We start from the raw sequence: 23,991 nt of genomic DNA on the forward strand, positions 1-23,991 counted from the left end.
GTGAACTGTTATCCAAAAAAAGTCTATTATAAAGCTTGTGCGGATTATCCTGTGCAGTTAGGGCCTGAATAGGTTTGTACATGGTCTGAATGCGGTAGTTTCAAAGAAAAAGGAGTCAGAGCCTCAGGTAGGGAATCACCTCGTCGTAAACCTCGCTCCAGTCCACGACGCCGACCCTCTTTTTAACACCTTTCTCAATCAGCTCTAAAATCTCATTCACAACCTCTTCCGGCGTCTTTCCTGTCGTGTCGACCTCTATGACGTTCTCGTTCTCCTCAAGCGCTTCCACGAGGATTACATCGACAAGCTCGGCCTCGACGTTTTCTCCAACTTTCTCCCTCGAATAGCCCCTCTCGGTTAACCTCTCGCCGATTAGTCTCGGGTGCGCCCTAAGTACAACCACGAGGTCTGCGTTGAGGAAATGACTAAGATGCCCGTCAACGACGACGTTCTTCCCCTTGAAGTCTCGCTCGAAGTTGTAAGTTAACTCATCAACCTCGACTTCGAGCTCGTCCCCCTTCATCTCGCCGATGCCCTTCTCTATCGCATAGTCCCTTAAGCTAACGTACTCGTAGCCGAGCTTTTCCGCCAAAAGCTTTGAAACCGTCGTCTTCCCCACCCCGGGTGTCCCGGTTACCGCGATTATCATGCCACCACCGTACTTGGTTCACCCTAAGCTTTTAAAAACCCAGCCCGAGTTTCGAGCATGTACGAGTTCACCGAGGACTTCAAGCTCAGGCGAATCACAAAGTACGAGCTGGACGGCGTCGATGAGCGGGACGATTTGGTGGTTATCCCTCCGTCGAGCAAAGCGGGCCCGTGCGGGAGCTACTGCCTCTTCTGCTACCTCCGCCAGAATCCGCCCGAGATGATTTACAAGGTTTCCTTCCACGACACCCTGAACGACCCGGAGCTCGAGAGGAGGATTGCCTACGTGAGCGAGCACTATCCCGAGCTGTGGATTCGGGTTACCGACACGGCTGGAAACGTCGGGCTGGACAAGAAAAGGATTGAGAGCCTCTGGAAAGCGGGCCTCGACGAGATGCAGATTTCCGTCCACACGACGAAGAAGGAGAGGCGAATCGCCCTCATGAGGAGCCCGCTCGCGGGGAGGCTGATAGACCTCCTCCCACTCGTCGCCGAGACATTCAGGGTCATAGCGGACATAATCCTGACGCCCGGCTACAACGTCGATGACATCGGCGAGATAATAGAAGATTTGGCCTCGATGGGTGTTGCCGAGGTCAGGCTCTTTCCCGTCGGCGTGACGCGATACAACAGGGACGTTAGACCTCTAACGAGGGACGAGCTAATCTTCGTTAAGGAGACGGCCCTCGACGTCGGGCGGGAGACGGGAATAAGGGTCGTGATTCCGCCTATCTTCAAGGCTTTGCTTGGGGAGTTCAGGCTTGACATCGGGCCCTTTGAAATCGAGCCAGAGATGCCGACGTACATACTGACGGGCGAGCTGGCCTATCCAGAACTCAGAAGAATCTTCCCAAGGATTCCCGTCGTGGCGGTTAAAAACGAGTTCTTCGGCGGGAACATAGGGACGGCGGGCCTGCTCACGGGCAGGGACGTTCTCAGAACCGTTGAAAAGCTTCCAGAGGTCGACCTTGGCCTTATCCTGCTTCCCGAGCTGATGTTCTACGGCGACAGAACACTGGACGGCTTCACGCGAGAGGAGCTCGTTTCGAGAATCCTCGTGGAGAAGGGCTACATCGTCGAGAGCGCCCTTGAGCCGGTTGAAATACCGCGCGTTCTTGAGAAGGTTGGGGCAGTTTAACGCCCCGGACCGGCTCGGCGCTCATAGGGTATATCATCGCCTTCGCTCATCCCGTCTTGGATTCCTCACGGCCGGCCCGGGACGGCGTCAGGGCCAGTCCTCGTCATCAACATCAGTGCAATTCGCTGTCATCATCCGCGCTTCAACCTTGAAGGTAGTAGGATATAAGCTTTCTCAGCTCGATGTTCCTGTTCAGGGGGAGCCTCAAGAAGCGTCTCAGCTGGTTGTTCTCAGCTATCAGGCCAGAGAGCTCGATTGCAAGGATTTTGTTGTCCTCGCTCAGTCCGTAGGCCTTGTATCGGAGCGGGGCGTATTCCTTTTCAAGCTTCCAGACCCTTTTTTCAAGCTCTTCTGCCTTTCTCTCGAGCTCTTCAAGCTCTCCCTTTGACTCCCCGAACTCCCCTATAAGGGCGATTTCAGCGACCCTCTCAGGGGGGACTCTGTATCGCTCCGCGAGTCTCTCAATCTCGGCCCATAGAGCCTCGTCAATTTCGATCTCAATCTTCCCAAAGCCTCTATCGGGTTTGATTGTGAGCTTCATCTTCGTTCACGCTCTGTGAACGAGTCGTTCACTATTCCTGAACTTCTCTTCTCATCAAGCCTTTTCCTGAGCTCCTCGTTCTCCTTTCTCAGCTTATCGCGCTCCGCCATCATCAGCTCCTTGTCTCTCAGGGCCTTCTTGTAGAACTCCCTCAGCTCGTTGAGCTGACCCTCCATTTCCCGGAGCTTCTCCTCGAGCTTTCCAATTTTCTCCCGAAGGAACTCCTCCCTCTCGGCCCTGAGGGTTTCCTCGACTTTGGGCAGGTTCCTCTCGATTAGGGCCCTAATGTCTTTTCCCTTCAGGGATTTGAACTTCTCGCGGGGAAGGACAATCACAACATCGCTCATCTCTTCCTCCTCTCCATCTCGGTCTTCCTGTCGTAGCAGGTGATGTAAAACGCCAGCAAACCCTTCCACTTCCCATAGGGCTCGATGATTTCCCTAACGTCCCTTTCTCTAACTTCTTTCGGCTTTTTATCAAAAATCTTCGCTATCCCCCTTCTCAGGCCCAGGTCTCCCGCTGGATAGACGTTTTTCCTCAGGCCATAGGCCAAAAACAGCTCCGCCGTCCACTTCCCTATCCCGCGGAACTTCGTGAGGTATTTGATGGCCTCATCAATGTCCCAGTCCCAGAGTTCGAGGTTCAGCTCGCCCTTCAGGTAGGATTCCGTGAGGGATTTTATGTAGCCCGCCCTGTAGCCGAGTCTGGCCTTTTTAAGTTCTTCCAGGCCTAGGGAGGCAATCTTCCCGGCGGTGGGAAAGGCGTAGAGCTCGCCAACGGGTTCTCCGGCGAGTTTGACGAGATTTGCTATTGTCCGCTGGGCGAAGTCGAAGTTCACCTGCTGCTGGGCTATCACCTCGACGAGGGCCTGGTAGGGGCTCGGCGATGCGGGCATCGTTAGGCCGTAGAACTCCTCGATGAGGAACGAGAAGGGTGAGTCGCTTATCTCGGCGTAGAAGGAGTCCAAATCCGTGTCAAGGCCGAGAACGAAGGTTACCTTTTCCTTCGCTTCCTTCCTCTCCTTCCTTCCCCAGTCCTCGGGAAAGTGGAAGTCCCCGTCGTAGGCGACCACTCTGGCCTTCCCGCCGCCAAGCCTCAGTGCCTGATAAAAGGTGCCGTCCCTGAAGGCCCAGGTGCCGTTGCGTATCATTTCCTTCGCCGTTTTTTCAAGGTCTATCAACGTCCTCCCTCCACCCCAAAACCCTCGACTGGTAGTGACTCTTCGGGAAAATTTCGAGTGGGTCGATACCCCTCTCTCTGAGGAGGTGCCTCAGCTCGACCTCGTAGTCCGCCTTTTGTAGCTCCTCGCTCTCCCGGATTTCCACGACGAAGAGCCTTCCCGTAAGTTCCCGTATCGTCTTGTAGCCTAGGCCGAGGAGGGGCCTTATGTAGGCAACGCCAAACCTGTCCTCCAGCGACCTCGCTTTAGGCAAATCGAGGAGCGGAACCCTGTCGTCCCTCCGGGTTCCATCGCTCACCCTTTCCACTTCGGGAAGGGACGCTAAGGCCTCCAAAGCCCTCTCGTGGATGAACTGTATCGCGTTGTTCGGGTGGCCGTCGCTTATGGCAATCTCCCCGGCTTTTTCGAGGATTTCACGGGGAAGCTCCAGAACTCGATGGGGAAAGCCGAGCCTTTCAGCGGTCTCCCTCGCGTACCTCCAGTTGTCGAGCAGGCCGAAGGTGACCGTTACGAGCTCGACCTCGTAGCCGAGCTGGCTTAGAATCCACGCGGCCAGGCTTGAGTCCTTTCCGCCGGAGTAGAGGTGGTGGACTTTCATAGCTATCACCGGCTTTCGATGGGTGGGGCTTTATTAAGCTGATCCAAGATAGCTTTAAAAGGCCAACCTTTTTAAGGCCATTCCCAGCGAGAGGTTAGTGGTGAGAGAGATGGAGAAACGCTTACCCGGTAAGGTGAGAAGGTCGCTCCGCGCGAGATACTACGACATCGAACCGCGAGCGTGGATTGGTAAGAAGGGTCTCGCCGAGAGCGTGATTGAGGAGATAAACACCCAGCTTGAGAAGGACGGTGTCCTTAAGGTTGAGATAAGGAAGGGAGCGCTCATCTCGACCGGAATGGACAGGAAGGCCATAGCGGAGAAGGTAGCCGAGCTCACCGACAGCGAGCTGATAGACGTCAGGGGCAAAAGGTTTATATTGTTCAAACCGAGGGAAGGCTGGGAAAGGTATTTAAGGCGCCTTGAAAGAAAGGCGTCGGCCGAGAGGCGGGAGAAGCCCGTCCGTAAAGTCAGGCTCGACATCGCTAACTTCAGGAAGAAGTTTAGAAAGGGGAGGGATTGAAAGATGGCGACTGTCTATGACGTTCCCGGTGACCTGCTCGTCGAGAGGGTCGCCCAGAAGCTCAAGGAGATTGAGGAGATAAAGCCCCCGGAGTGGGCGCCCTTCGTCAAGACCGGAAGGCACAAGGAGAGGCTTCCCGAGCAGGAGGACTGGTGGTACTACAGGGTTGCCAGCATACTCAGAAAGGTCTACATCGACGGCCCGGTTGGAATTGAGAGGCTCAGGACCTGGTATGGAGGCAGGAAGAACCGCGGACACGCCCCGGAGCACTTCTACAAGGCTGGCGGAAGCATCATAAGGAAGGCCCTCCAGCAGCTTGAGGCGGCTGGCTTCGTCCAGAAGGTTCCGGGAGAGGGAAGGGTCATAACCCCGAAGGGCCAGAGCTTCCTCGACAAGATCGCCACCGAGCTCAAGAAGGAGCTTGAGGAGCAGATTCCGGAGCTCAAGAAGTACTGAGCTCCCCTTTTCTCACATCCACCCAATACCTTTTTAACTTCCACTTCTGAGCCTGAAACGGAGGTGAGGAGCATGGCGGAGGACATAGAGGAGATCAGGAAGCGCAAGCTCATGGAACTTCAGAAGAGGTACCTCGAACAGCAGAAGGCCCAGGAGGAGGCAATAAAGCGGGAGATGGAGCTCCAGGCCCAGATTGACGCCATAATGAGAAAAATCCTGACCCCCGACGCGAGGGAGAGGCTCGGGCGCGTTAAGCTCGTCAAGCCCGAGCTCGCGAGGCAGGTTGAGCTCGTCCTCGTTCAGCTTTACCAGGCAGGCCAGATAAGGGAACCCATAGACGATGCCAAGTTGAAGAAGATACTGGCTCAGATCGACGCGAGGACGAGAAGGGAGTTCAGGATTAAGTGGTAGCGGACGGTGAAGAGATGGAGATCAAGAGGATAATTGAGATCCTCGACGAGAAGGGTGAGGTAAGCCTCGAGACATGGAAGGCGATCTCAGTTAAGAACAACCGGGACGGGACCGTTGACATACTTTACCGTAACCTCCACCTTGGCAGTGACGATGATCCCGTGTTCCTGTGGATATACGCAAACGTCGTCAACGATGGGGACGAGGACGTCAGGGTTCTTGAGAGAATAACCTTCAAGAGGGAAGACCTCGCATGGATACTCCGCTACGTTCCTGCCAAGAAGGGCGGGAAGTAAGTGGGAACATTTATAAGAGGCACTCGTATAGGGCCCGCCGTGGGGGTGTTTGGGTGAGTAAGAAGAGGGTCTGCCCCATCTGTGGTTCCACAGAGTTCATTTACGACCCCAGCAGGGGAGAGGTCGTTTGTAAAGTCTGCGGCTACGTCATCGAGGAAAACGTTGTCGATATGGGGCCCGAATGGAGGGCCTTTGACGCGAGCCAGAGGGAGAAGAGGGCCCGTGCAGGCGCCCCCGAGAGTATACTCCTCCATGATAAAGGCCTGTCAACCGACATAGGCATAGACCGCTCCCTCACCGGTCTGATGAGGGAGAAGATGTACCGTCTGAGAAAGTGGCAGTCACGCCTAAGAGTCAGCGATGCCGCCGAGCGTAACCTCGCCTTCGCCTTAAGCGAGCTTGACAGACTCGCCAGCAATCTCCGCCTTCCAAGGCACGTTGAAGAGGAGGCTGCAAGACTCTACAGAGAAGCGGTCAGGAAAGGCCTCATAAGGGGTCGCTCCATTGAAAGCGTCATAGCGGCGTGTGTTTACGCCGCCTGCAGGCTGCTCAAGATCCCGAGGACCCTCGACGAGATAGCAGAGGTTTCCCGCGTCGATAAGAAGGAGATCGGCAGGAGCTTCCGCTTCATAGCGAGACACCTCAACCTTACCCCCAAGAAGCTCTTCGTCAAGCCGACCGACTACGTGAGCAAGTTCGCTGACGAGCTGGGCCTGAGTGAAAAGGTCAGACGGAGGGCAATAGAACTGCTGGAGGAGGCCTACGAAAAGGGCCTCACGAGCGGAAAGAGTCCAGCCGGCCTCGTTGCAGCGGCACTCTACATAGCCGGCATAATGGAAGGGGAGAGAAGAACCCAGCGCGAGGTGGCGGAAGTCGCGCGCGTTACAGAGGTAACGGTAAGAAACAGGTACAAAGAGCTAATAGAGAAGCTCAACCTCAAGGTTCCGATAAGCTGATCACCGGAACCAGCTCTCGAGTGTTCTCTGTTTTCCTGCCTTTACGGCTTTCTTCAGCCTCTCAAGTCCGTTTTTAACGCGTTCCTCGCTGAAGTCGTGCTCGTCGCAGAGGAACTTGAGGATGCCCTCCTCGTCCGGCTCGCGCCACTTAAGCTCGTAGTCGTCCGTAACCGGCGGGTTGAGGAAGAACTCCTTTATCGCGTACAGATCAACGTCGCTATCTTTTTGATACTTCTTCAGCGGATCCTTTGAGCGCTTGACGATGGTCAGGGCTTTTTTTGGACCTATTCCCTTGATTCCGCCGGGGTTGTAGTCAGTACCGACCAGAATGGCCAGCTCGATTAACTTCTCCCTGTCAATTCCCAGCTCCCTGAGCACTTCCTCAAGGACTATCAGCTCCGGCTTGACCTCCACGTAGACGTTCTTTCCCGGGAGCTTTCTCCTCCCCGTTATCGTGAGGTTTCTGACCAGTCTTGGCGCGCCAAAGAGAAGTGAATCGTAGTCCTGGCTCGCGGAGGCGTAAACCCTCTTCTTGGCGGCCATATAGGCTGCCTGGGCCTCACCCTCGCTCGGGGCCTGCACGACTGGGACGCCCATGAGCCCAAGGAGCTTCTTGGCGTCCTCGATGAGGGTTTCATTCAGCTTTGTCGCCCTCATGGCGTACTTCTTGGCTTCCTCAATCTCGCCCCTCTCAAGGGCCTCGTGCCACTTCTCCTCGGCCTCTTCGCGAGCTTCGCGTCTTTTTTCGAGCTCTTTTTTCTTGAAAGCGGGTGGTTCGCCATCGAAGACATAGGCCGGCTTTATGCCAGCCTCCATCAGGTTGATCGTCCTGTAGAAGAACCCGCTCAGGTGAGAGGTTATCCTGCCCTTTGAATCCATGAGCGGCGTTCCATCGCGCTGCCTTATTGTTGAGAGAAACTGGTACATGGCGTTGAACGCATCTATCGCGACCTTTTTACCATAGAGGTTCTCGAGCTCGATCTCCTTCCTCGGAACCAGCTCGCCTATCTGGACACCCATCTTCACCACCCAAGAAAAGTTGGGAAAGGGGTATTTTAGGGTTTGCCTCCGTCTACCGGGTTCTCATCACATCTCAGGGAGGGGAAGGGTCGTCATCGGCTAAACTTTCTTAATTCCATGAGTGATGAGGAACTCCTCGTGCTTTGTCCTTCTCTGTCTCTCCTGGACGTAGATCCAGCCCATCACGAATATTAAAGCCGCCATGCCAAAGAGCGTCTGCCAGCCGAGCTGATTGTAGTCGGGGGTTATTATGATCTTCCTCACCATCGCCAGAACACCGAGCTCAACGACGTTTCTCATGCTGACGTGATGCTCCTTGACGTACATGGTCAGCAGTTCGAAGATTTCAAGGAAGATTATGACGAGGACTATCTGGTGCAAAACATCTTCGACATGGAGGGCATGGATGGTATCGGTTACCAGATGGAACATCATGTAGACTACATAGCCCATAGTTATCGTTGCGAGACCTATGACTACCATGTCAAAGAGCATGCCGAGCCACTTGAGCAGAAGGTTTTCAAAGGTGCCGATGTCGTGATGTCTCCTTACCATCCGCACACCCACCTAAAGGTGATTGATTATTCTAAAAACTTTTCGGAGAATCTAAAAGTTATCTGAAAGCCTAATCTCCCCTCTGGAAGGCCCTGAACGTTCCGTTTCAAACCTGCGGTTTTTTAACGTCCGTCGAGTTGAACATCGGCAAAAAGAGAGGAGAAAGGTTTTAACGGCTTTTACAGACGTAAAACTGTAAGTGTCATTCGAGGTGATAAAAATGGTTGACCCGAACATCGAGGCCCTTTTCAAGCCGAAGAGCATCGCCGTCATAGGCGCTTCGGAGAAACCGGGAAAGATAGGCTACGCGATTATGAAAAACCTCGTGGAGTACGGCTACGAGGGCAAAATATACCCCGTCAACATCAAGGGCGTTGAGATAAAGATTGGCAACCGCGTCTTCAAGTCCTACAAGAGCATCCTCGATGTCCCCGATGAGGTGGATATGGCGGTTATAGTCGTTCCAGCCAAGTTCGTCCCCCAGGTCGTTGAGGAGTGCGGAAAGAAAGGCGTCAAGGTTCTCCCGATTATAAGTTCCGGTTTCGGCGAGCTAGGTCCTGAGGGCAAGAAGATCGAGCAGCAGCTCGTTGAGACTGCCCACAAGTATGGAATGAGGATCCTCGGCCCGAACATCTTCGGGGTTGTGTACACCCCCGAGAAGCTCAACGCAACCTTTGGGCCAACCGACGTAATGCCCGGAAAGCTGGCCCTCATCAGCCAGAGCGGTGCTCTGGGAATAGCCCTTATGGGCTGGACTATCCTGGAGAAAGTCGGCCTTTCGGCGGTCGTTAGCATAGGAAACAAGAGCGACATCGACGATGCAGACCTGCTCGAGTACTTCGAAACTGATGAGAACACAAAGGCCATACTCATCTATATGGAGGGTGTCAAGGACGGAAGGCGCTTTATGGAGGTTGCGAAGAAGGTCAGCAAGGTCAAGCCGATCGTCATTATTAAGGCGGGGAGGAGCGAGCGCGGTGCCAAGGCTGCCGCTTCCCACACAGGCTCTCTGGCTGGAAGTGACAAGATTTATGACGCCGCCTTCAAGCAGGCCGGAATTATAAGGGCCCTTACAATAGGAGAGGCCTTCGACTACGCGAGAACCCTCAGCAATCTGCCCGAGCCAGCCGGGGAGAACCTCGTCATACTCACAAACGGCGGTGGAATAGGCGTCATGGCCACCGACGCGGCCGAGGAAGCAGGCCTGCACCTCTACGACGACCTCGATGAGCTCAAGGTATTCTCAAACTATATGCCTCCCTTTGGTTCCTACAAGAACCCCGTTGACCTTACAGGTATGGCCGGTGCCGAGAGCTACGAGGGGGCAATTAAAGCGGCCCTCGAGCACCCGGAGATGCACAGCATAGCCGTCCTCTACTGTCAGACGGCAGTTCTTGACCCGAGGGATTTGGCCGACATAGTCATCCGTGAGTACAACGCCAGCGGAAGAAAGAAGCCGCTCGTCGTTGCCATCGTCGGTGGAATCGAGGCCAAGGAAGCCATCGACAGGCTCAACGAGGAGGGAATCCCAGCCTATCCGGAGCCGGAGAGGGCCATAAAGGCTCTGGCAGCGCTCTACCGCTGGAGCAGGTGGAAGGCCAGGGGGAGATGATTTCCCCTGTTTTTCAAAACCTTTTTATACCGCTTTGGCGTAACCCATTAGGGTGTCTGTATGGCGGGTCACCTGAGGATCATGGGTGTTCTTGTTTTTCTAATCGGCCTCCTTCTCACGGCAACGTACAGCCGACCTAACTGTTCGGGGATCGCCTGTACGTCCCCCGGTTTTCCCGTCCTCGAGCTCTCGGAGTACAGAGTGGAAAACGGTGGAAGCGTTGACGCCTACGTTCTTGCCTTTGAAGGGAACTGTAGCGGTAAAGTCCACAGCGTTTTCTCTAACAAGGGAAACGTAAGGTTCCAGAGAAAAGGGCCGGTTTACGTCGCTGACAGAATGGAACACTTTGAGGCCTTTTACGTTCCCGGATGCAGGGGAAACCTGACGGTCTACACTGTCAAAACGTACCTCTCCAACGTTACCCGCCCAAACGTCACATACGATATTGGGGGCTACCTCTTCCTAGGCGATTACAGCCTGCCCCTCAGGGAGTTCTACATGAGGATCTCGGGCAGGGTGAACCCAAGGGTCACGACAAGGCTCGAACTCTCCCTCGCGGAGAATTTTGGGACGTATGAGGCCACTTACCTCAACGGCACCCTCCATCTGGGGGATGTACTCTACCAGAGGTCCCTTGAGGGAATACTCGTGAAGAACGGGACGCTGGTCAGGGAAATGGTCGTTTACGATAACCCTGCCCCTTACCTCAGGTTTAAAAACTGCGTTGAGCACTACAACGAAACCTTAGAAGCCTGCCGGGCCAGCGGCTCCCCGGAGTACCAGCTTCCCCTCGGGCTCGGCCTCATGCTCGCGGGCATCGCCCTCTTCGCTTACGGGATGAAGTTTTAAGTCCCTTCCCCCATTTTCCTTCGGTGGTGGCATTGATCATAGCGCTCATCAGCGACATCCACTCGAACCTGGAGGCGCTCGAAGCTGTCTGGAATGAGATCAAGGATGCCGACGCTTTCCTCTGCATGGGTGACTTGATCGGTTACGGGGCTAGTCCAAACGAGGTCGTTGACTTTGTGAGGCGACAGATGGAGAGGAGAACCTTCCTCTGCGTCCGCGGAAACCACGACAACGCGATTGCCTTCGGGGCGGACTGGGGCTTCAACCCCTACGCGAGGCAGGCTGTACGGTGGCATCAGCGGGTCATGACGATAGAAAACCTCGAGTTTCTCCGGCGACTGCCGGTGAGACAGCTTTTTGAGGACGACACAGGAAGGAGCTACATCCTCATTCACGGCTCCCCGAGGGCTCCCCTGGACGAGTACCTCTTCCCCTGGCTCCCTGAGAGTGAGTTTAAAGCAGTTTTGAGCTACGTCCGTCAGGACGACCTCCTAGTCGGCCACACTCACGTGCCAATGCTGAAGGTGATCGAGGGAAGGAGGATAATAAACCCCGGATCGGTGGGCCAGCCGAGGGACGGGAACTGGAGGGCTAGCTATGCGATAATCGATACGGAAAGAGAACCACCGGACAACATCGAGTTCCACCGTGTGGAGTATGATGTAGAAGAAGCCGCCAGAAAGATAATAGAGGCGGGTCTGCCGATGTTTCTGGCCAATAGGCTCTTCGAGGGTTATTAACGGTGTCTTATTCCCCGGAGCTTCGATTTTACTGCCAGCTTGCTGGAATCGATGATTATGACCTCACCGATGCTCCGTACCGCACTCACTGGGATTAGAAGAAGACCCTCATGGTCAGTGACGAACTCGCTCGTGTCAAGATCCTCGTCCGGTTCCGCGACTATAACGAGGAGTTCCCCGGTTTTCTCGTCGAAGCTGAGATCGTAAACCCATCCAAGCCTGATTCCCGTGTCCGTGATAAGCTCGACGTCCCTGAGCTTTGAAGCGAGTATCTTAACCATCTTCAACACCCCTCCATTTTACGGTGTGCTTAAATCATCACGATCGTATAAAACTTTTTCCACACGGCGATACAGAATCGAAAACCAAAAAGTCTATCAATGATGGGAGTGAGCTAACCCGGGCGATGAAGAGATTCATCCCTCCTGACGGGGACTCGCTCCCCCCGAGATGAAGACGCGGTCCCCCCTCGAGCCCCTTTTAGTTCTCCTCCGATTATTTCTAGTGTTTTGTTGGTGATTTTTTGTAGTCTTGGATCGTGGGAGGTGATTATCATTGGAACCCTCCCCTTGAGCGCTGAGAGAACATTAACAACAGCCTCCGAATTCTCCGCGTCAAGCATCGAAGTCGGCTCGTCGAGGAGCAAGAGACCCGGATCATCAGAAAGCACCATCAACAACTCAGCCCTCTTTAGCTCACCCCCACTCAGCTGGTCCGGATGCTTATCGAGGATGGTTTTAATGTTGAGTTCCTCCGCGAGCTCTCGCACTAAACTTTCATTAAGGCTTCTTCCCCTGCCTTTTGCGTAGAAGATGATGTTCTCCCACACGGTCAGCTCGTTTATCATCCTGCCCTCCTGCGTGAGGTAGCCAATCCTCCGCCTGATCGCTAAAGCGCGTTTCTCGTCCTTTGGTTTAAGCCCGAAAACTTTGACTGTTCCGTGTATTGGCTGGACTAAGCCGAGGATTGCTTTGAGGATTGTTGTCTTCCCGCTTCCAGATGGCCCCATGATGAGGAGTACTTCTCTATCATTCAAGCTGAAGGTGACTCCCCTTAACGCCAAAACTCCACCCGTGTAGGTTTCGTACTTTACAAAAACGTCCTTAAACTCGACAACGGTCATTTCACCACCCCCATATGTGCGGCGGCCGGAAAAGCGACTCAACAATGAACTTGCCTCCCGTAAAGGTTATCTCGGCGCGAGTGTAGACAAGCCCGATGTAAGCATCCACGAAGGCCACCAAAAACGCAGTGATGAGCAGACTCAGCACGACCACAAAGATGAGCTGAGACGTCATGAACTTCAGAAACGACCCCCTTACTTCCGTTTTTTCCATTCCCCTGATGCCCGAATACAAGCTAATCCTGAGGTATTGTCTGAATGAAAGCGCCGCAAGAACCGCGATGGAGAGCAAGCCGAAAAGCGCGAACCACGTTCCCAGTGCGCTGAGGTATCTCCCGAAGATATCGAGGGAGACAGTTTCCGGATATCCAACGACTGCCAAGTACTCGTTCCTGTATATCTCCTCCAGAACCCTGTGGATTGAGGTGATCCTCGGGATCAGTGCGATTGAGAGGGAGTAGGCGGAGAACGTTATCACCTGTCCGTAGTTCTTCAGCCACCTGAAGTAGTATCTCGTATCAAAGGGCCGCTCCAGCAAAGAGAGGCCCCACACGCACATCCTCTGAAAGAGCGATCCAACGAACAGGCCGAGCAGCGGGATCAACGCCGTCAGCATCGCGAGAAAGATCGAGAGTCCCCCGTAACCTCTGGCCAAGAGGACGGTCTCGTTTATCCTCGCGTATCCGAGGGCGATGAGCACTCCCATGAACGCTATAGCCGAAGCGATTACCTTTGACGACAGGTTGAAAGAGGCCGCCCTATCCGAGATCGCCACGGAAACCAGAACGAGGATCACCACCGCAAGCTCCGCGGAAACCGGTAAGCCCCTGCCAGTTGTTTCCTCGAAGATCCTGTAGGCAGCTAGGGAAACTCCGATTGTGAGCAGAAAGACGGCCGTTTTCTGAATTAGCGTTACTTTACTACTGATCCCCCGGAGGGAGAGCACTTCGAGGTCTTTTCTCAGGTCGGAGAACATGCTCGCTCCGGAGTAGATCAGCATGAGGAAGAGCGGCAGGTAGAACACAACGAGCAGTCCGCCGAAGAGGCCGAAGAACTTCAAAGTCTGGCTCCCTGAGTTCTTCACAATGGTGAGTATATCCGACTTCTCAAGCTCCGGTCCTATGAGCTTCCCCATCATGCACCACTTTTTCCTGTTCTCCAAAAGGATCTGGCTTAGTTTGTACTCCAGCTCCTTGGGGGTTATGGAGAGCCACGTCCCGTTTAGGTAGGCCCAATCATCCCCAAAAACTATCATCGGCCTGTTCCTGCATCTCTCTTCTTGATAAAACTTCACCGTTGAGTTTATTATCCTGTCGGGGATCTCCTTCTTTAGGGCCTTCTCCAAAACGCTGGGATCGCGGTGTATGCTCCGAAAGTTGACGGCGATGTAGACGGGAAGTACGTAGCCGCTTGAGTTTATCAAAAGCGAGTTTCCGCGCCTGATGCAGGCGTTGACGGCCCATTCCCTCAGCGGGGCCGCCACCTGAACGTACTCAACCTCCTTGTTCTCGAGCAGGGGATACTCCTTAAAGATGCCGTACGCTTTCCTCAGCTCTACACTTCCGTTGAAAACCCTTGAGATCACGTCCCCGGCTGAGATATTTCCGTTCAGCCTCTCCTTCAGCAGAACTATGGAGGAGCTGGAGAAGTTTCCTCCAAAGCCGAACGCCCTCAGATCTTTGGGGGTCTCAAAGAGGTACACAACGACGTTCACCGTGTGGTTGTCAATCCTCACGGGCTTTAGCAGGGACCACGAAAACGCTATCAGAACGCCGCTTTCCGTGCTGTTGTTTGAAGTTCCTGCCCTGAGATCCTCGATGGCAGTTCTCAGCTCTTCCGTCAGGTTCGTCGAGTTTCTCCCGAAGTCCAGCATAACCCTGTAAACTGAGTGGGGGCGGTATTCCTTGAAGCCGTATTCGAGGTTCGCGTCGACGAGCGTTCCGACCTGAGAGACGAGGTTCAGCATGATGAGGGAGATTATGAAGACCATTCCCAACAGGAAGCCGAGGCTCCTCTTTTTGATGAGGATCTTCAGAGCGTGGCGGATCACCGCATATCACCCGTACTCATCTTCGTTATCCGCAGCCGAAGCGTTCTGGCCTCACGAGGTTGTACCAGGCCCAGAACAGCCTGAGATACTTATCGTCCACTGCCTCGTGGTTTGTCGTGTGCATGTCCTCGTACTTCCACCACGCCGCGAGGTATGCCAGCGAGGGTCCGAATAGGGCCTCGGCATAGGGATCGGCCCGGATTTCATTGTAAACGCGCTTCAGCGTCGCGGCGCTCTTCTCCGGGCTGTAGTTTGCAAAGAGGTAGTCAGGTATCGATCCGTTGGATATGCCCCGGTAGAGGAAGTGGAGCAGGGCCGATCTCGTATCGACAACCCACGATCCCGAGAACGGCCGGTAAGTATCTGAAACAATTGCCTTCAGCTCCATGCTGAGGTTGTACAGATCCTCGTAGGAAAACTTTGGCTCCCCGTACACCTCAAGGGCCTTCTCTTTGTAGGCATCAAAGTTCCTGAGGCGCTCGTTCAGCGCGCAGATATCATCTCTCAGCCCTATGAGGGCCCATTTCTTCTTTATTATCATGCCCCCGACGTCTTCCCTCAGGTCGTTGAGGAGGAGAACCCCGATCAGGTCGCGCCTCGATTCCTCCCTCGCGGAGAGATTTCTGAAGAGCTCGATGTTCTCCCGGGCGGTTTGGTTGAGAACCGTTGCGTTGGTGGTGATTGTCCCGTTGCAGGGGTTGGGATCGAGCTTGTCCCAGAGGTGGTTTCCGTTGATCGCTCTGTTGATGGTTGAGTTGGTTTCATAGTCGGTAAAGATCTTTAAGAAAATCGAAGGCTTTTCCCTGGAACTGCTGGGAGGTTTCGATGGGTTACGGCCGATGGAAACGTACCCCACGAGCAGGATGAGAACCAGAATCAGGCCAAGGTAAGCCTTCCTCACAGCCATCACCATCGCTTTTATTACGGCTGGAGTAAAACATGGACACTCCCCCTAATAAATATTTTGGCTGGTTATCCTTTGGAGGGTCAATGCTATAAACCGCGTCTCCAATCAAGTATGATGAGCGGTTTGAGAATAAGCTCAATAGAAGAGTTTCCTCGCGACATAATCCCGATTGAGATACCGCCCAGCGTGGTTATACTCCGGGGCATAGGCTGGGACTCCAACGTCTACCTCGTCAGGAGTGGTGAAGAGGCTCTCATAGTGGACACCGGAACCGGCGTCAACTGGCACGTCTATGCTGAAATCTGGACGAAAAACGGCTACCTCCGGGGAATAAAGCGGGCGGTGATCTTCAACACGCACGAGCACTTCGACCACGTTGGCGGGAACAGGGCCTTCAGAGAGTGGCTGGAAGGTCTCGGTATTAAAGTTCTCTTCGCGGCCCACGAGATAACCGCCAGAACCCTCGAGCGGGGGGACGACTACGTGATCCTCGGCTACGCCTACGGCAGGCCCTTTGAGCCCCAGCCGGTTGAGATGAAGCTTAACGAGGGGGACAGGATCAAAATCGGCTCCCTTGAACTCCGCCTTATCCACACGCCGGGTCACACGGCAGGGAGTGCCTGCCTCTACCTTGAGGAAGGGAATACCAAAATAATGTTCACGGGCGATACCGTCTTTAACGGAACGGTCGGAAGGGTTGACCTTCCAACCGGGAACGGATGGGAGCTCAGGGAGAGCCTTGAGCGGCTTCTCGAGTTTGAAGTGGACTTCGGCCTGCCGGGTCATGGAAGGCCAATAACCGAGTGGAGGAGGAACTTGGAAAAAGTCCTGGGGCTGGTATGATGAGGAAGGGCTCTCTAAAGGAGGTTCTGGCGAAGATCAAGCACGACCCCCGGGAGGATGAGCGGGACTACTACATCGTTATCGAGCACCGGGGAGCTTACGGTAACGAGAAGAAGATCCCGGTCGAGATGATCGAGCTTGGACACGGCTACTTCTTCATTGGAGAAACACAGATTCCCTATCACCGCATCATCAGAGTCGTGAAGGGGAACGGAAAGGTGGTGTGGGAGAAAAGAAGGCGGAAGCAATAGTCACTCTATCCTTTCCATGTTGGCCCTCAATATGGCCCAGCTCGTGGGTGTAAACGCTTCCTTTTCTGCGGAGACTATAAGGTAAAAACCCCTCTCTATCGCCAGATCCCTCAAATCAAGGAGGAACTTTATCAGGTCTTTCTCAGTTGTTTCCAAGAGTAAGTACTCGGCGCTTTCAAGGAGGACGGCTCTGAGATTTTCCGACGAGACACATTCGGCTATGTCTTCTGCCTTGTCAAGGAGGAGCTTGGGGGGGAGGGTTCTGACACCGCTCATCTTCATTGCACTCTCAGAGAGCCAGAGAACTGGGACGTCAATTTTCATCCACGAGCGGATCTTCTTCGGGTGCTCCCGTGTTATCACAAGCCCCCTATCTTCTCCGATTACGTCGAGGAATGTGTAGCGTGCCTTCGCCCTGTCCTCAAAAAGGTAACCCCCTGGTTCCAGGGCTTCCAAGGATATTTTCCTCCTCTTCATCTTTGAGACGAGTTCGTAGACCTTCCTTATTCTTTCGTAGTGCTCCTCCTCCATGAGTGCGAGCTGTGCGAATAAAGCCCTGGCCTCCTCGTCCTCTGCTTTGGTCGAGAGTATCTCGTAGGTCCTCTTCGCAAAGAGTTCACTCTCCATGCAATACTCAAGGGCGTGGAGGTAGTCTTCAACCTTTTCAAACTCAGGATAGAAGGGCGCAACCTCTACGGGGGGAGCATCTACCTTAACCGGCTCCTCGTCGGGAAAGAGCTTTTTGAAGAGCTTGTAAAGCCTTTCTTTGTGCCCAAGGCTCTCATCACTCATCTGGAGAAAGAGCGCCCTAACGCTTGGCCTTTTGGCTTTCTGGGCCAGCTCTGCGTAATATTTTGCCTCGTCCTCTTCGTTGAAGATCGCGTAGCTCAGGGCCTCCTTGAAGGAGAGCGATTTCAGCTTATCGACAACCTCACTGAGATAACTCTCCAGTCTCTCCCTATTAAAGCTTACCAATGCCTTCACCGTTTTCTTAATCTTCCGTATTGAAGAAAAGCTTTTCTATGGATGGCGAACCTTCGATGGGGATGGTGATGATCGACGCTCATGCTCACGTTGAGATGTTCAAGGGGAAGATTCCAGAGGTCGTTGAGGAGAGCCGGAAAAGGCTGAAGCTCATAGTCGACTCCATAACGGAGTATCGGAAGTTCCACGTCTGGAAAAGCTGGGACGCTTTAAAGCCATACTTCGGTTTCATTCAGCCAACCCTCGGCTACGCACCGAACGAGGCGAGGAGGGGAAACTGGGAGAAAGTGAAACGGGTTGAGGAGTTTATACGGGAGCACGCCGGCGAGATCGTGGCAATCGGCGAGATCGGGCTGGACTTTTACTACGCGAGGACAGAGGCCGAGAGGAGGAACCAGAGGGAAATCTTCGCCCACTTTCTGGGCTTAGCAGTTGAGCTCGAGCTCCCCGTTGTTCTGCACGCGAGGGACGCCGAGAAGGAAGTCTTCGAGGCAATCGAAAAAGCGGGCGTTAATGCTTACTTTCACTCCTACAGCGGGCCGGAGGAGCTGGCCCTTGAAATAGCGCGGGCCGGACACTTCGTGGGGATAAACACTGGGATAGATTTCATTCCAGAGGTAAGAAAGGCCGCGGAAGTTGTTCCACTTGAGAACATCCTGGTTGAGACAGATTCACCCTACATAAGCCCGTACAAGGGACAGAAAAACTACCCGTGGAACGTGGAGTACGCCATCAGGCGGATAGCCGAGCTGAGGGCTCTGACCTTCGAGGAGGTTGAGAGAATAACCGAGGAGAACGTCCTCAGATTCTTTGAGTTGGGGTGAGGGGAATGATAGAGGTTCCGGAGGTTGAAGAGGTTAAGGCACTCCTGGAGGAACTCGGAGAGTTCGGACTGGTGAATGCCATAGACTCGTTCCTGGTGTTAAATGAGGGTCTGGAGAGCAAAAAGGGAAAGGAGTTCATAGAGGTTTCCGTACTCGGCTTCCTCGAGGGCATATTGCTCGCACTGAAGTCAAAAGTCGATGATCCCCGAGTCGGAGAGCTCTACGAGAAGGTCAGGAAAAGAAGGGCAGAGCTAGATGAGCTGTTCCGAAAGCCGAGGGTACCCTACTTGGAGGAGTGATCACCCCTCCGCGAGCAGGAGGCCCAGTTCGTTGTACACTTTAACCCTCTCAAAGCCCTCTTTCTTTAGGGCCTCCACAACGTCCCTCAGGATCCTGTTCTGAACGTTTATGGCGAGCATTCGACAGAAATGGCATTCGGGGGTGGAGCGAGCCATTAGGAGAAAGACCTCGACGCGTTTCCCTTCAACTGTGAGGCCGTAAACGAGTCCCTCCTCAACCACGTTCAGACCGGTTTCAGGGTCATCAATGTCCTCAAGGATTCGAACGACCTTCCTGACTTCCCCGGGCAGATATTTCTTTGATCCTGTTACTTTCTGTTTTCTGGACCGCAGAAAGCTCAGTAATCCCATCTATCACACCTTTTCAGGACTGAGGTCTTCCGGTTTGTAACCTTTCTTGTTTTCAAACTTCCCAACGATGTTGTTGCCGAGGTCGTAGACGTAGACGTTGTTGAACTTGATGAGGGCGAAGCGCTCCATTATATCCCCGATTATCTTGGAGTAGGCTATCGGGGTCTCTCCGATAATGTTGTATTCGGCATGACTCTCAAACCGGAGCCAGATCTTGAGCGTGTCGTCGCTCACCTCAAGGCCGGCTATAACTCCAGAATCGAGAATATCGCCGCCGGTAACGGGATCGGTTATCTTCCTCAGCTCCTCGATGACGGCCTTATATGGCTCGGGCCACTTTCTATCCGGGGTGTAGATCTTCATGTTCTCACCGGAGGGAGTTTGAGAGGGCAGTTATAAGGCTTTTTGGCCAGATCTGTCCACGTCAATGCGCGTGAGATAAAGCTCGAGGCCGAGGAGCGTTCCGACCCAGAGGACAATGGAGAGGAAGTACATCGCGAACGCGATTAAACTGCCGTAGTTTACAGCGTTGACGAGGGTAAATGCCACAAAGAGCCATGCGGAGATCCTCGCTATCTTTCCGTGCGGCTGGGGAATATAGCGGTAAAAGGCGACCGCGTCTATCATCAGCAGGATTGAGAGGGCCGAGAACATCATGATGGCGTAATGGGACTTACGGGCGCTTATCCCGATCGAAGCCACCATTACCGTCGCCTGAACGAGCATCTCGAGCTTAGGCTGAACCAGACCGCTCTCCGAGAGAGTGTACGCTATAAGAACGGGACCAAACATTACGAGAAAGGCCTCCCATGAGTGTGTTGTCCTGCAGGCGTAGGCCACGAAGCCTATAGCCGTTAGGATTCCTCCGATCAGAATAAGGAGGGATAGCCCTCGCGTTCCCAGTCTGAGCTTCTCGACCTTCCGGGTTAGATCCCACATGAGGATTATTCCAACCAGCACCAGCGGACCGGTTATAGACATAAGTAGATTGTACTCCAGCATAAGCGCTCATCTCTAAAACAAACGGTGTCGAGCCTTTAAACCTTTCCACCGGAATAGCGTAAAACGCAAAAGAGGGAAAGGATTTCAACCTCACTCAAGCTGAACCTCGTTCTCCCAGAGGCCGTGGATGTTGCAGTAGCTGAGCGCGTAGAGCTTGCCCTTTTTCTGGGTCTTGAAGAAGAAGACCGCCCTAGGCTCGGTCAGCGGGTCGCTGTGGTTGCTGAACTCAGCCCTGCCAACGAGAACGGGGAAGTTCTCCTCCTCAGGGTGGAACCAGAGCTCTATCCACGCTATGTGGTGCTCGGGCGTGTTCGGGTGCGGTATCTCCTTTCCAACGCTGACCTCGACCTTGACGAGGTCGCCGTCCTTCTCGTACTCTATAACGGGGACGTGCTTCTCCCCCTTCCAGTCTCCACTCTTTATGGTTCCGCTAAGCATCTCAACCACCTCCACTTTTCAATGTCTTAGCATCGAACTTATGTTGTTTATTCGGCCTTATAAGGTTTGTGGTTCAAACCCGTGAAGTGGAAAAACAAAACCTTCAATTGCAGTATTATGTAATTGAGCAATTAACTTTTTCGAGTTTTGTTTAATACTTCAGTCACCACCGATGTAGTCTAGGGTCTCATCTATAAGATCCTCAAAGGCATCCTCGTCGATCTCCTCGATCCTGAGCTCGAACCTCTTTCCAAGGCTCCACCTGATCACCAGCGGGCCCTTATTCGTCTCGGCTATTATGAGGCCGAAGGGCATGTCACCGGCCCAGTGGTGCTTGGCAAAGCTCACCTCAAAGCCCCGCTTTTTCAGTTCCTCCATTATTCTCTCAAAGGTTTTTAAAGGTCCCTCCGTCGTTCTCGCGAATCCTGCGTAGGGCATCTCCTCACCTCAGTTCTATTTTTCTACTTTTAAATTCGAGATTAGAACTTAAAAGATTTTTGTTCAAGATAAAGAAAGTTCAAAAGACGGAATTCAGCCTTCCTCCGTCCACCGGAATCATGGCCCCGTTGATGTAAGAACCGAGGTCGCTGGCGAGGAACGCAACGAGGTATCCTATTTCCTCCGGCTCCCCAAGCCTTCCAGCTGGTATGGGCTTCGCGTACTCCGCAAGGGCCTCTTCGATGGTCTTTCCTTCCCTCTTCGCCCTGTCCTCCGCGAGCTGAATCACCCTGTCGGTTCTTATTATGCCGGGCATTATTCCGTTCACCGTTATGCCCTTTGGACCGAGCTCCTTCGCGAGGGTTCTCACGAGACCAGCCATCGAAATTCTGACGACGTTGCTCAGGGCTATGTTCGGAATTGGCTCCTTTATAGCGACGCTCGTCGAGTAAATGATTCTCCCGAATCCCTTACGCTCCATAGCCGGAACGATGGCCCTCGTGAGGTAAACTGCCGGGTACAGGAGCAGCCTCACGGCCTTTTCCCAGTCTTCCATGCTCATCTCCATGAAGTAACCCGGCTTCGGCCCGCCCGTCGAGAAGAAGAACACGTCGGGCTCTCCTATCTCGGAGAGTTCCCTCACAGTTCGCTCAAGGTCTTCCCTCTTGGTCAGATCGGCGATGATGTAGCTCACGTCAACGCTGCTCTCGCTCATTATCTTCTCCCGCGCCTTTTTGAGGTTCTCCTCGCTGCGCGAGAGCAGTATGACGTCCGCACCGGCTCTCGCTAAGACTCTCGCAACCCCAAAGCCGATTCCCTTGCTCGACGCCGTTGTGAAGGCCAGCCTGCCCGAGAGGTCTATTCCTATCATAGCAACCACCGTGAAGAGTTGGCCTTTCTCCCTAAATCTTTTGTGTCAGGTCACCTTCTCCAGCCCGTCCTTTTTGACGATGTAAGTATCCTCGTGCTTTATAGCACCCTCAGGAATCATTAGCGGGGAGTGGACGATGCTCAGAACCATGTTCTCGCGAACCTTTTCTGCCCTCGTGGGCACAACTATCGTGGGCATCGGGAGTTCCTCGATTAGAAGGCCGACGCTGTGGGTGTAACCGGCTATGTAAGCATCGCCGAATCCCCTCTCCCTGAAGAAGCTAGCTAGCTTTCTCTCAACGGTGTTCAATACAACGCCAACCTTCGTCTCCCGTAGGGCGAGTTCGTAAGCTTCCTTCTTGACGTCCATCGCCTCCCTGACCCTCCCGCCGGGTTCACCAACGGTGAACGTTCTCGCGATATTGGCGTGGTAGTGGTTCCAGTCGGTCCCTATAACGACGGTAACAACACCGTTCTCCGGGACCTTTAGATCGCGGAACGGTTCGGCGTGAACCCTTGGAGTCGTCGAGACGTAGACCTTTGGCTCCTCACTTCCAAGGAGCATGAGCTCCCTCATCACCTCAGCCGCTATCTCAAGCTCGCTGAGGCCCGGTTTTATCACGTCCTCGGCGACGCTCATTCCCTTCCGCGCTATCTCCCCCGCCTTCCGAATGTTCTCAAGCTCCCAGTCGTCCTTTATCATCCTCAGGCCCATCGTGAGGTCGAGTACATCAACCACCTCCACCGTCGGGTTAAGCCTCTGGAAGAGCTTGAGGAAGAGAAGGTAAGCGTCCCTCTCGACGCCGAACTCCAGACCAACCCTCTCCATGCCGTTCCTGTGAATCCAGCCCACGACGCCACCCATCAGATCCTCAACGCGCTGGTACTCAACCACGTTTTCAATCCAGCTTCTTTCCCTGAAGAGTTCCGCCTCCTCCTTAACGACGAAAACTACCGGCTCTCCCTCGGAAGGAATCAGAAGGCTCGGCCTGAGCCACTTGGTTCCGGTGAAATATATGAAACTGGAGAGCGTCCTGATGACGGCACCATCTATCTCGTTCTTTCTCAAAAGCTCTTGAAAGCGCTCAACTCGTTTCTTGAAAATCTCGGGGTTACCCCTCATACCAATCCCTCCAATCAAGTAGTCTCTTCTCGCCCTCTATCCTTTTATACTCTCCGATGCCCCCAGTAATCTTCAGGGTTCCCAGGTAGTTTCCGTTTTTGTCAATGAGGGGACATACTTAATGAGATGTACTTCCGGCCAAACCTGAGCCAGAACGTTGCCTCTTTTTCCTTCCTCCTTAAAAAGCCCACAAGATTCGTCCCTGTCTATAACGGTAACGTCAACGAGAGGGGGCCATCAAATATACCCTTAAGCTTCTCGATGCTCACGAAACCGGTACCAAGATCTATGCCCCCGCGCCTCAGCCGGCCGTTATCAACCCAGGGCGGTCCTTAATGATCTGCTGGACGTCCTTTGAAAGGCTGAGAAGTTCCTCCGCACTCAAAGGGTTGGAGACCCTCTTAATCTTCGTGGTCTTCCCCTGATACCCGATAATGAATCGGGATTCTAACGCTTGTGGCGAAAGGTTTATCAATTAGGGCGACCTAATTAAAACGGTGATCGGATGAACTATCTAAATATTGCGGTCTTCGACGAAGACGGAACCGAGAAGCCCCTGAAGGATCTGGTTCTCGGCAGGTGGACGGTTCTCTACTTCTATCCCAAGGATAACACGCCCGGCTGTACGACCGAGGCAAGGGAGTTCACCGAGCTCATAGACGAGTTCGAAAAGCTCGGCTTTCAGGTGATTGGCGTCTCAAGGGATTTGCCAAAAAGCCACGCTCGCTTCAAGGAGAAGCACAATCTGAAGGTAAGGCTCATTAGCGATCCGAACGCTGAGCTCCACAGGGCTTTGGGGGTGTGGGGCAAGAAGAAGCGCTACGGAAGGGAGTACGAGGGAGCGATTAGGAGCACCTTTATACTGGATCCCAACGGGAAGATAGTCTGGGAGAAGCGCAACGTCCGCGCGAAGGGTCACGCGGCGAAAGTTTTGGAAGTGGCCAAAGGCCTAATCGGCAAAGAATAGA

At 53.8% G+C, this 23,991-nt stretch carries 33 protein-coding genes; 14 read left to right on the top strand and 19 right to left on the bottom strand.

Going from position 1 to position 23,991, the window contains the following annotated elements; all coding sequences use genetic code 11:
- Positions 1-115 precede the first annotated feature (115 nt).
- Positions 116-649 carry an adenylate kinase family protein gene (locus tag TGAM_RS06025; RefSeq protein ID WP_015858803.1) on the bottom strand — a complete coding sequence of 178 codons (534 nt, stop codon included), beginning with the start codon at positions 647-649 and terminating at the stop codon, positions 116-118.
- Positions 650-706: 57 nt separating this feature from the next.
- Here TGAM_RS06025 and TGAM_RS06030 point away from each other — a divergent pair, with 57 nt between their 5' ends.
- Positions 707-1,786: a DUF512 domain-containing protein gene (locus TGAM_RS06030; RefSeq protein ID WP_015858804.1), complete on the top strand. Its 1,080-nt coding sequence runs from the start codon at positions 707-709 to the stop codon at positions 1,784-1,786.
- Between the two features lie 142 nt (positions 1,787-1,928).
- Here TGAM_RS06030 and TGAM_RS06035 read toward each other — a convergent pair whose 3' ends face one another.
- Genes TGAM_RS06035 through TGAM_RS06050 form a run of 4 tightly spaced genes read right to left on the bottom strand, consistent with a single transcriptional unit; the run spans position 1,929 to position 4,105 of the window.
- Entirely contained in the window at positions 1,929-2,327 is a 399-nt protein-coding gene (locus TGAM_RS06035) for a hypothetical protein (protein ID WP_015858805.1), read from the bottom strand.
- A complete protein-coding gene (locus TGAM_RS06040; protein ID WP_048811202.1) occupies positions 2,324-2,674 on the bottom strand; it encodes a hypothetical protein in 351 nt (116 codons plus the stop codon). The genes TGAM_RS06035 and TGAM_RS06040 overlap by 4 nt, the downstream gene beginning before the upstream one ends.
- Entirely contained in the window at positions 2,671-3,507 is an 837-nt protein-coding gene (locus TGAM_RS06045; RefSeq protein WP_015858807.1) for a DNA-3-methyladenine glycosylase family protein, read from the bottom strand. Before TGAM_RS06045 ends, TGAM_RS06040 begins: the two co-directional genes overlap by 4 nt.
- Positions 3,494-4,105: a DUF7411 family protein gene (locus TGAM_RS06050; RefSeq protein ID WP_048811203.1), complete on the bottom strand. Its 612-nt coding sequence runs from the start codon at positions 4,103-4,105 to the stop codon at positions 3,494-3,496. Before TGAM_RS06050 ends, TGAM_RS06045 begins: the two co-directional genes overlap by 14 nt.
- Before the next feature lie 109 nt (positions 4,106-4,214).
- On the opposite strand from TGAM_RS06050, the gene TGAM_RS06055 reads away from it, so the two are divergent.
- From TGAM_RS06055 to TGAM_RS06075, 5 genes are all read left to right on the top strand, one after another.
- The gene (locus tag TGAM_RS06055; protein ID WP_048811204.1) at positions 4,215-4,625 is read left to right on the top strand and encodes a YhbY family RNA-binding protein; all 411 of its coding nucleotides are present in this window, start codon (positions 4,215-4,217) and stop codon (positions 4,623-4,625) included.
- Between the two features lie 3 nt (positions 4,626-4,628).
- Positions 4,629-5,081: a 30S ribosomal protein S19e gene (locus TGAM_RS06060; protein ID WP_015858810.1), complete on the top strand. Its 453-nt coding sequence runs from the start codon at positions 4,629-4,631 to the stop codon at positions 5,079-5,081.
- A 72-nt stretch (positions 5,082-5,153) separates the two neighbouring features.
- A complete protein-coding gene (locus tag TGAM_RS06065) occupies positions 5,154-5,492 on the top strand; it encodes a DNA-binding protein (protein WP_015858811.1) in 339 nt (112 codons plus the stop codon).
- Positions 5,493-5,506: 14 nt separating this feature from the next.
- Positions 5,507-5,788 carry a hypothetical protein gene (locus tag TGAM_RS06070; RefSeq protein ID WP_048811205.1) on the top strand — a complete coding sequence of 94 codons (282 nt, stop codon included), beginning with the start codon at positions 5,507-5,509 and terminating at the stop codon, positions 5,786-5,788.
- Between the two features lie 53 nt (positions 5,789-5,841).
- Entirely contained in the window at positions 5,842-6,744 is a 903-nt protein-coding gene (locus tag TGAM_RS06075) for a transcription initiation factor IIB (RefSeq protein ID WP_015858813.1), read from the top strand.
- On the opposite strand, the gene fen is transcribed toward TGAM_RS06075, so the two are convergent.
- Both fen and TGAM_RS06085 read right to left on the bottom strand, forming a co-directional pair.
- Positions 6,745-7,764, bottom strand: a complete 1,020-nt coding sequence (fen, locus tag TGAM_RS06080) for a flap endonuclease-1 (RefSeq protein ID WP_015858814.1) — start codon at positions 7,762-7,764, stop codon at positions 6,745-6,747.
- A gap of 99 nt (positions 7,765-7,863) precedes the next feature.
- A complete protein-coding gene (locus TGAM_RS06085; protein ID WP_048811206.1) occupies positions 7,864-8,319 on the bottom strand; it encodes a phosphate-starvation-inducible PsiE family protein in 456 nt (151 codons plus the stop codon).
- 220 nt (positions 8,320-8,539) lie between these two features.
- On the opposite strand from TGAM_RS06085, the gene acs reads away from it, so the two are divergent.
- The 3 genes from acs to TGAM_RS06100 are packed head-to-tail and all read left to right on the top strand — an operon-like array spanning position 8,540 to position 11,520.
- Positions 8,540-9,931 carry an acetate--CoA ligase alpha subunit gene (gene acs, locus TGAM_RS06090; RefSeq protein WP_015858816.1) on the top strand — a complete coding sequence of 464 codons (1,392 nt, stop codon included), beginning with the start codon at positions 8,540-8,542 and terminating at the stop codon, positions 9,929-9,931.
- A gap of 60 nt (positions 9,932-9,991) precedes the next feature.
- Positions 9,992-10,780 (top strand): hypothetical protein, encoded by a 789-nt coding sequence (locus TGAM_RS06095; protein ID WP_015858817.1) that lies wholly within the window; start codon positions 9,992-9,994, stop codon positions 10,778-10,780.
- 32 nt (positions 10,781-10,812) lie between these two features.
- Positions 10,813-11,520 carry a metallophosphoesterase family protein gene (locus TGAM_RS06100; RefSeq protein ID WP_048811207.1) on the top strand — a complete coding sequence of 236 codons (708 nt, stop codon included), beginning with the start codon at positions 10,813-10,815 and terminating at the stop codon, positions 11,518-11,520.
- Here TGAM_RS06100 and TGAM_RS06105 read toward each other — a convergent pair.
- The 4 genes from TGAM_RS06105 to TGAM_RS06120 all read right to left on the bottom strand — a co-directional run bounded on the left by TGAM_RS06105 (position 11,517) and on the right by TGAM_RS06120 (position 15,600).
- Complete coding sequence (locus TGAM_RS06105) at positions 11,517-11,801, bottom strand: PRC-barrel domain-containing protein (protein ID WP_014121781.1); 285 nt, start codon at positions 11,799-11,801, stop codon at positions 11,517-11,519. The genes TGAM_RS06100 and TGAM_RS06105 overlap by 4 nt on opposite strands.
- 113 nt (positions 11,802-11,914) lie before the next feature.
- Positions 11,915-12,643, bottom strand: a complete 729-nt coding sequence (locus TGAM_RS06110; RefSeq protein ID WP_015858819.1) for an ATP-binding cassette domain-containing protein — start codon at positions 12,641-12,643, stop codon at positions 11,915-11,917.
- A 1-nt stretch (position 12,644) separates the two neighbouring features.
- Positions 12,645-14,693 carry a hypothetical protein gene (locus TGAM_RS06115; RefSeq protein WP_015858820.1) on the bottom strand — a complete coding sequence of 683 codons (2,049 nt, stop codon included), beginning with the start codon at positions 14,691-14,693 and terminating at the stop codon, positions 12,645-12,647.
- Between the two features lie 25 nt (positions 14,694-14,718).
- Positions 14,719-15,600 (bottom strand): hypothetical protein, encoded by an 882-nt coding sequence (locus TGAM_RS06120; protein WP_238516185.1) that lies wholly within the window; start codon positions 15,598-15,600, stop codon positions 14,719-14,721.
- Between the two features lie 114 nt (positions 15,601-15,714).
- Here TGAM_RS06120 and TGAM_RS06125 point away from each other — a divergent pair, with 114 nt between their 5' ends.
- Entirely contained in the window at positions 15,715-16,443 is a 729-nt protein-coding gene (locus TGAM_RS06125; protein WP_238516186.1) for an MBL fold metallo-hydrolase, read from the top strand.
- Positions 16,443-16,694, top strand: a complete 252-nt coding sequence (locus tag TGAM_RS06130) for a DUF504 domain-containing protein (protein ID WP_015858823.1) — start codon at positions 16,443-16,445, stop codon at positions 16,692-16,694. Before TGAM_RS06125 ends, TGAM_RS06130 begins: the two co-directional genes overlap by 1 nt.
- Here the strand turns inward: TGAM_RS06130 and TGAM_RS06135 are convergent, their stop codons facing one another.
- Positions 16,695-17,678, bottom strand: a complete 984-nt coding sequence (locus TGAM_RS06135) for a ferritin family protein (protein ID WP_015858824.1) — start codon at positions 17,676-17,678, stop codon at positions 16,695-16,697.
- A 68-nt stretch (positions 17,679-17,746) separates the two neighbouring features.
- Between TGAM_RS06135 and TGAM_RS06140 the strand changes: the two genes are divergently transcribed.
- Complete coding sequence (locus TGAM_RS06140) at positions 17,747-18,502, top strand: YchF/TatD family DNA exonuclease (protein ID WP_015858825.1); 756 nt, start codon at positions 17,747-17,749, stop codon at positions 18,500-18,502.
- 5 nt (positions 18,503-18,507) lie between these two features.
- The gene (locus tag TGAM_RS06145; RefSeq protein ID WP_048811208.1) at positions 18,508-18,801 is read left to right on the top strand and encodes a DUF3216 domain-containing protein; all 294 of its coding nucleotides are present in this window, start codon (positions 18,508-18,510) and stop codon (positions 18,799-18,801) included.
- Here the strand turns inward: TGAM_RS06145 and TGAM_RS06150 are convergent, their stop codons facing one another.
- From TGAM_RS06150 to TGAM_RS06180, 7 genes are all read right to left on the bottom strand, one after another.
- Positions 18,802-19,152 (bottom strand): iron-sulfur cluster assembly protein, encoded by a 351-nt coding sequence (locus TGAM_RS06150; RefSeq protein WP_015858827.1) that lies wholly within the window; start codon positions 19,150-19,152, stop codon positions 18,802-18,804.
- 3 nt (positions 19,153-19,155) lie between these two features.
- Entirely contained in the window at positions 19,156-19,515 is a 360-nt protein-coding gene (locus TGAM_RS06155; RefSeq protein ID WP_015858828.1) for an iron-sulfur cluster assembly protein, read from the bottom strand.
- A gap of 30 nt (positions 19,516-19,545) precedes the next feature.
- Positions 19,546-20,154, bottom strand: a complete 609-nt coding sequence (locus TGAM_RS06160; protein WP_015858829.1) for a hypothetical protein — start codon at positions 20,152-20,154, stop codon at positions 19,546-19,548.
- A gap of 90 nt (positions 20,155-20,244) precedes the next feature.
- Positions 20,245-20,592, bottom strand: a complete 348-nt coding sequence (locus tag TGAM_RS06165; RefSeq protein ID WP_048811209.1) for a class II SORL domain-containing protein — start codon at positions 20,590-20,592, stop codon at positions 20,245-20,247.
- Between the two features lie 159 nt (positions 20,593-20,751).
- On the bottom strand, positions 20,752-21,030 hold the full coding sequence (locus TGAM_RS06170; RefSeq protein WP_015858831.1) for a hypothetical protein: 279 nt from the start codon (positions 21,028-21,030) through the stop codon (positions 20,752-20,754).
- Positions 21,031-21,109: 79 nt separating this feature from the next.
- Positions 21,110-21,901, bottom strand: a complete 792-nt coding sequence (locus TGAM_RS06175) for an SDR family oxidoreductase (protein WP_015858832.1) — start codon at positions 21,899-21,901, stop codon at positions 21,110-21,112.
- Between the two features lie 45 nt (positions 21,902-21,946).
- Positions 21,947-23,023, bottom strand: coding sequence for a M24 family metallopeptidase (locus TGAM_RS06180; RefSeq protein WP_048811210.1), 1,077 nt, complete (start codon positions 23,021-23,023; stop codon positions 21,947-21,949).
- Between the two features lie 505 nt (positions 23,024-23,528).
- Here TGAM_RS06180 and TGAM_RS06185 point away from each other — a divergent pair.
- Positions 23,529-23,990 (top strand): peroxiredoxin, encoded by a 462-nt coding sequence (locus TGAM_RS06185; protein WP_015858834.1) that lies wholly within the window; start codon positions 23,529-23,531, stop codon positions 23,988-23,990.
- Position 23,991 lies beyond the last annotated feature (1 nt).

Origin of the sequence: Thermococcus gammatolerans EJ3 (assembly GCF_000022365.1) — an archaeon.
In the GTDB taxonomy this organism is placed as follows: Archaea; Methanobacteriota_B; Thermococci; order Thermococcales; family Thermococcaceae; genus Thermococcus; species Thermococcus gammatolerans.

Bases quoted from the DNA above. Each gene is read 5' to 3' on its own strand.
- TGAM_RS06025 (WP_015858803.1), bottom strand. From the start codon at position 649: ATGATAATCGCGGTAACCGGGACACCCGGGGTGGGGAAGACGACGGTT.
- TGAM_RS06030 (WP_015858804.1), top strand. From the start codon at position 707: ATGTACGAGTTCACCGAGGACTTCAAGCTCAGGCGAATCACAAAGTAC.
- TGAM_RS06035 (WP_015858805.1), bottom strand. From the start codon at position 2,327: ATGAAGCTCACAATCAAACCCGATAGAGGCTTTGGGAAGATTGAGATC.
- TGAM_RS06040 (WP_048811202.1), bottom strand. From the start codon at position 2,674: ATGAGCGATGTTGTGATTGTCCTTCCCCGCGAGAAGTTCAAATCCCTG.
- TGAM_RS06050 (WP_048811203.1), bottom strand. From the start codon at position 4,105: ATGAAAGTCCACCACCTCTACTCCGGCGGAAAGGACTCAAGCCTGGCC.
- TGAM_RS06055 (WP_048811204.1), top strand. From the start codon at position 4,215: ATGGAGAAACGCTTACCCGGTAAGGTGAGAAGGTCGCTCCGCGCGAGA.
- TGAM_RS06060 (WP_015858810.1), top strand. From the start codon at position 4,629: ATGGCGACTGTCTATGACGTTCCCGGTGACCTGCTCGTCGAGAGGGTC.
- TGAM_RS06065 (WP_015858811.1), top strand. From the start codon at position 5,154: ATGGCGGAGGACATAGAGGAGATCAGGAAGCGCAAGCTCATGGAACTT.
- TGAM_RS06070 (WP_048811205.1), top strand. From the start codon at position 5,507: ATGGAGATCAAGAGGATAATTGAGATCCTCGACGAGAAGGGTGAGGTA.
- fen (WP_015858814.1), bottom strand. From the start codon at position 7,764: ATGGGTGTCCAGATAGGCGAGCTGGTTCCGAGGAAGGAGATCGAGCTC.
- TGAM_RS06085 (WP_048811206.1), bottom strand. From the start codon at position 8,319: ATGGTAAGGAGACATCACGACATCGGCACCTTTGAAAACCTTCTGCTC.
- acs (WP_015858816.1), top strand. From the start codon at position 8,540: ATGGTTGACCCGAACATCGAGGCCCTTTTCAAGCCGAAGAGCATCGCC.
- TGAM_RS06095 (WP_015858817.1), top strand. From the start codon at position 9,992: ATGGCGGGTCACCTGAGGATCATGGGTGTTCTTGTTTTTCTAATCGGC.
- TGAM_RS06105 (WP_014121781.1), bottom strand. From the start codon at position 11,801: ATGGTTAAGATACTCGCTTCAAAGCTCAGGGACGTCGAGCTTATCACG.
- TGAM_RS06110 (WP_015858819.1), bottom strand. From the start codon at position 12,643: ATGACCGTTGTCGAGTTTAAGGACGTTTTTGTAAAGTACGAAACCTAC.
- TGAM_RS06120 (WP_238516185.1), bottom strand. From the start codon at position 15,600: ATGGCTGTGAGGAAGGCTTACCTTGGCCTGATTCTGGTTCTCATCCTG.
- TGAM_RS06125 (WP_238516186.1), top strand. From the start codon at position 15,715: ATGAGCGGTTTGAGAATAAGCTCAATAGAAGAGTTTCCTCGCGACATA.
- TGAM_RS06130 (WP_015858823.1), top strand. From the start codon at position 16,443: ATGAGGAAGGGCTCTCTAAAGGAGGTTCTGGCGAAGATCAAGCACGAC.
- TGAM_RS06140 (WP_015858825.1), top strand. From the start codon at position 17,747: ATGATCGACGCTCATGCTCACGTTGAGATGTTCAAGGGGAAGATTCCA.
- TGAM_RS06145 (WP_048811208.1), top strand. From the start codon at position 18,508: ATGATAGAGGTTCCGGAGGTTGAAGAGGTTAAGGCACTCCTGGAGGAA.
- TGAM_RS06150 (WP_015858827.1), bottom strand. From the start codon at position 19,152: ATGGGATTACTGAGCTTTCTGCGGTCCAGAAAACAGAAAGTAACAGGA.
- TGAM_RS06155 (WP_015858828.1), bottom strand. From the start codon at position 19,515: ATGAAGATCTACACCCCGGATAGAAAGTGGCCCGAGCCATATAAGGCC.
- TGAM_RS06160 (WP_015858829.1), bottom strand. From the start codon at position 20,154: ATGCTGGAGTACAATCTACTTATGTCTATAACCGGTCCGCTGGTGCTG.
- TGAM_RS06165 (WP_048811209.1), bottom strand. From the start codon at position 20,592: ATGCTTAGCGGAACCATAAAGAGTGGAGACTGGAAGGGGGAGAAGCAC.
- TGAM_RS06170 (WP_015858831.1), bottom strand. From the start codon at position 21,030: ATGCCCTACGCAGGATTCGCGAGAACGACGGAGGGACCTTTAAAAACC.
- TGAM_RS06175 (WP_015858832.1), bottom strand. From the start codon at position 21,901: ATGATAGGAATAGACCTCTCGGGCAGGCTGGCCTTCACAACGGCGTCG.
- TGAM_RS06180 (WP_048811210.1), bottom strand. From the start codon at position 23,023: ATGAGGGGTAACCCCGAGATTTTCAAGAAACGAGTTGAGCGCTTTCAA.
- TGAM_RS06185 (WP_015858834.1), top strand. From the start codon at position 23,529: ATGAACTATCTAAATATTGCGGTCTTCGACGAAGACGGAACCGAGAAG.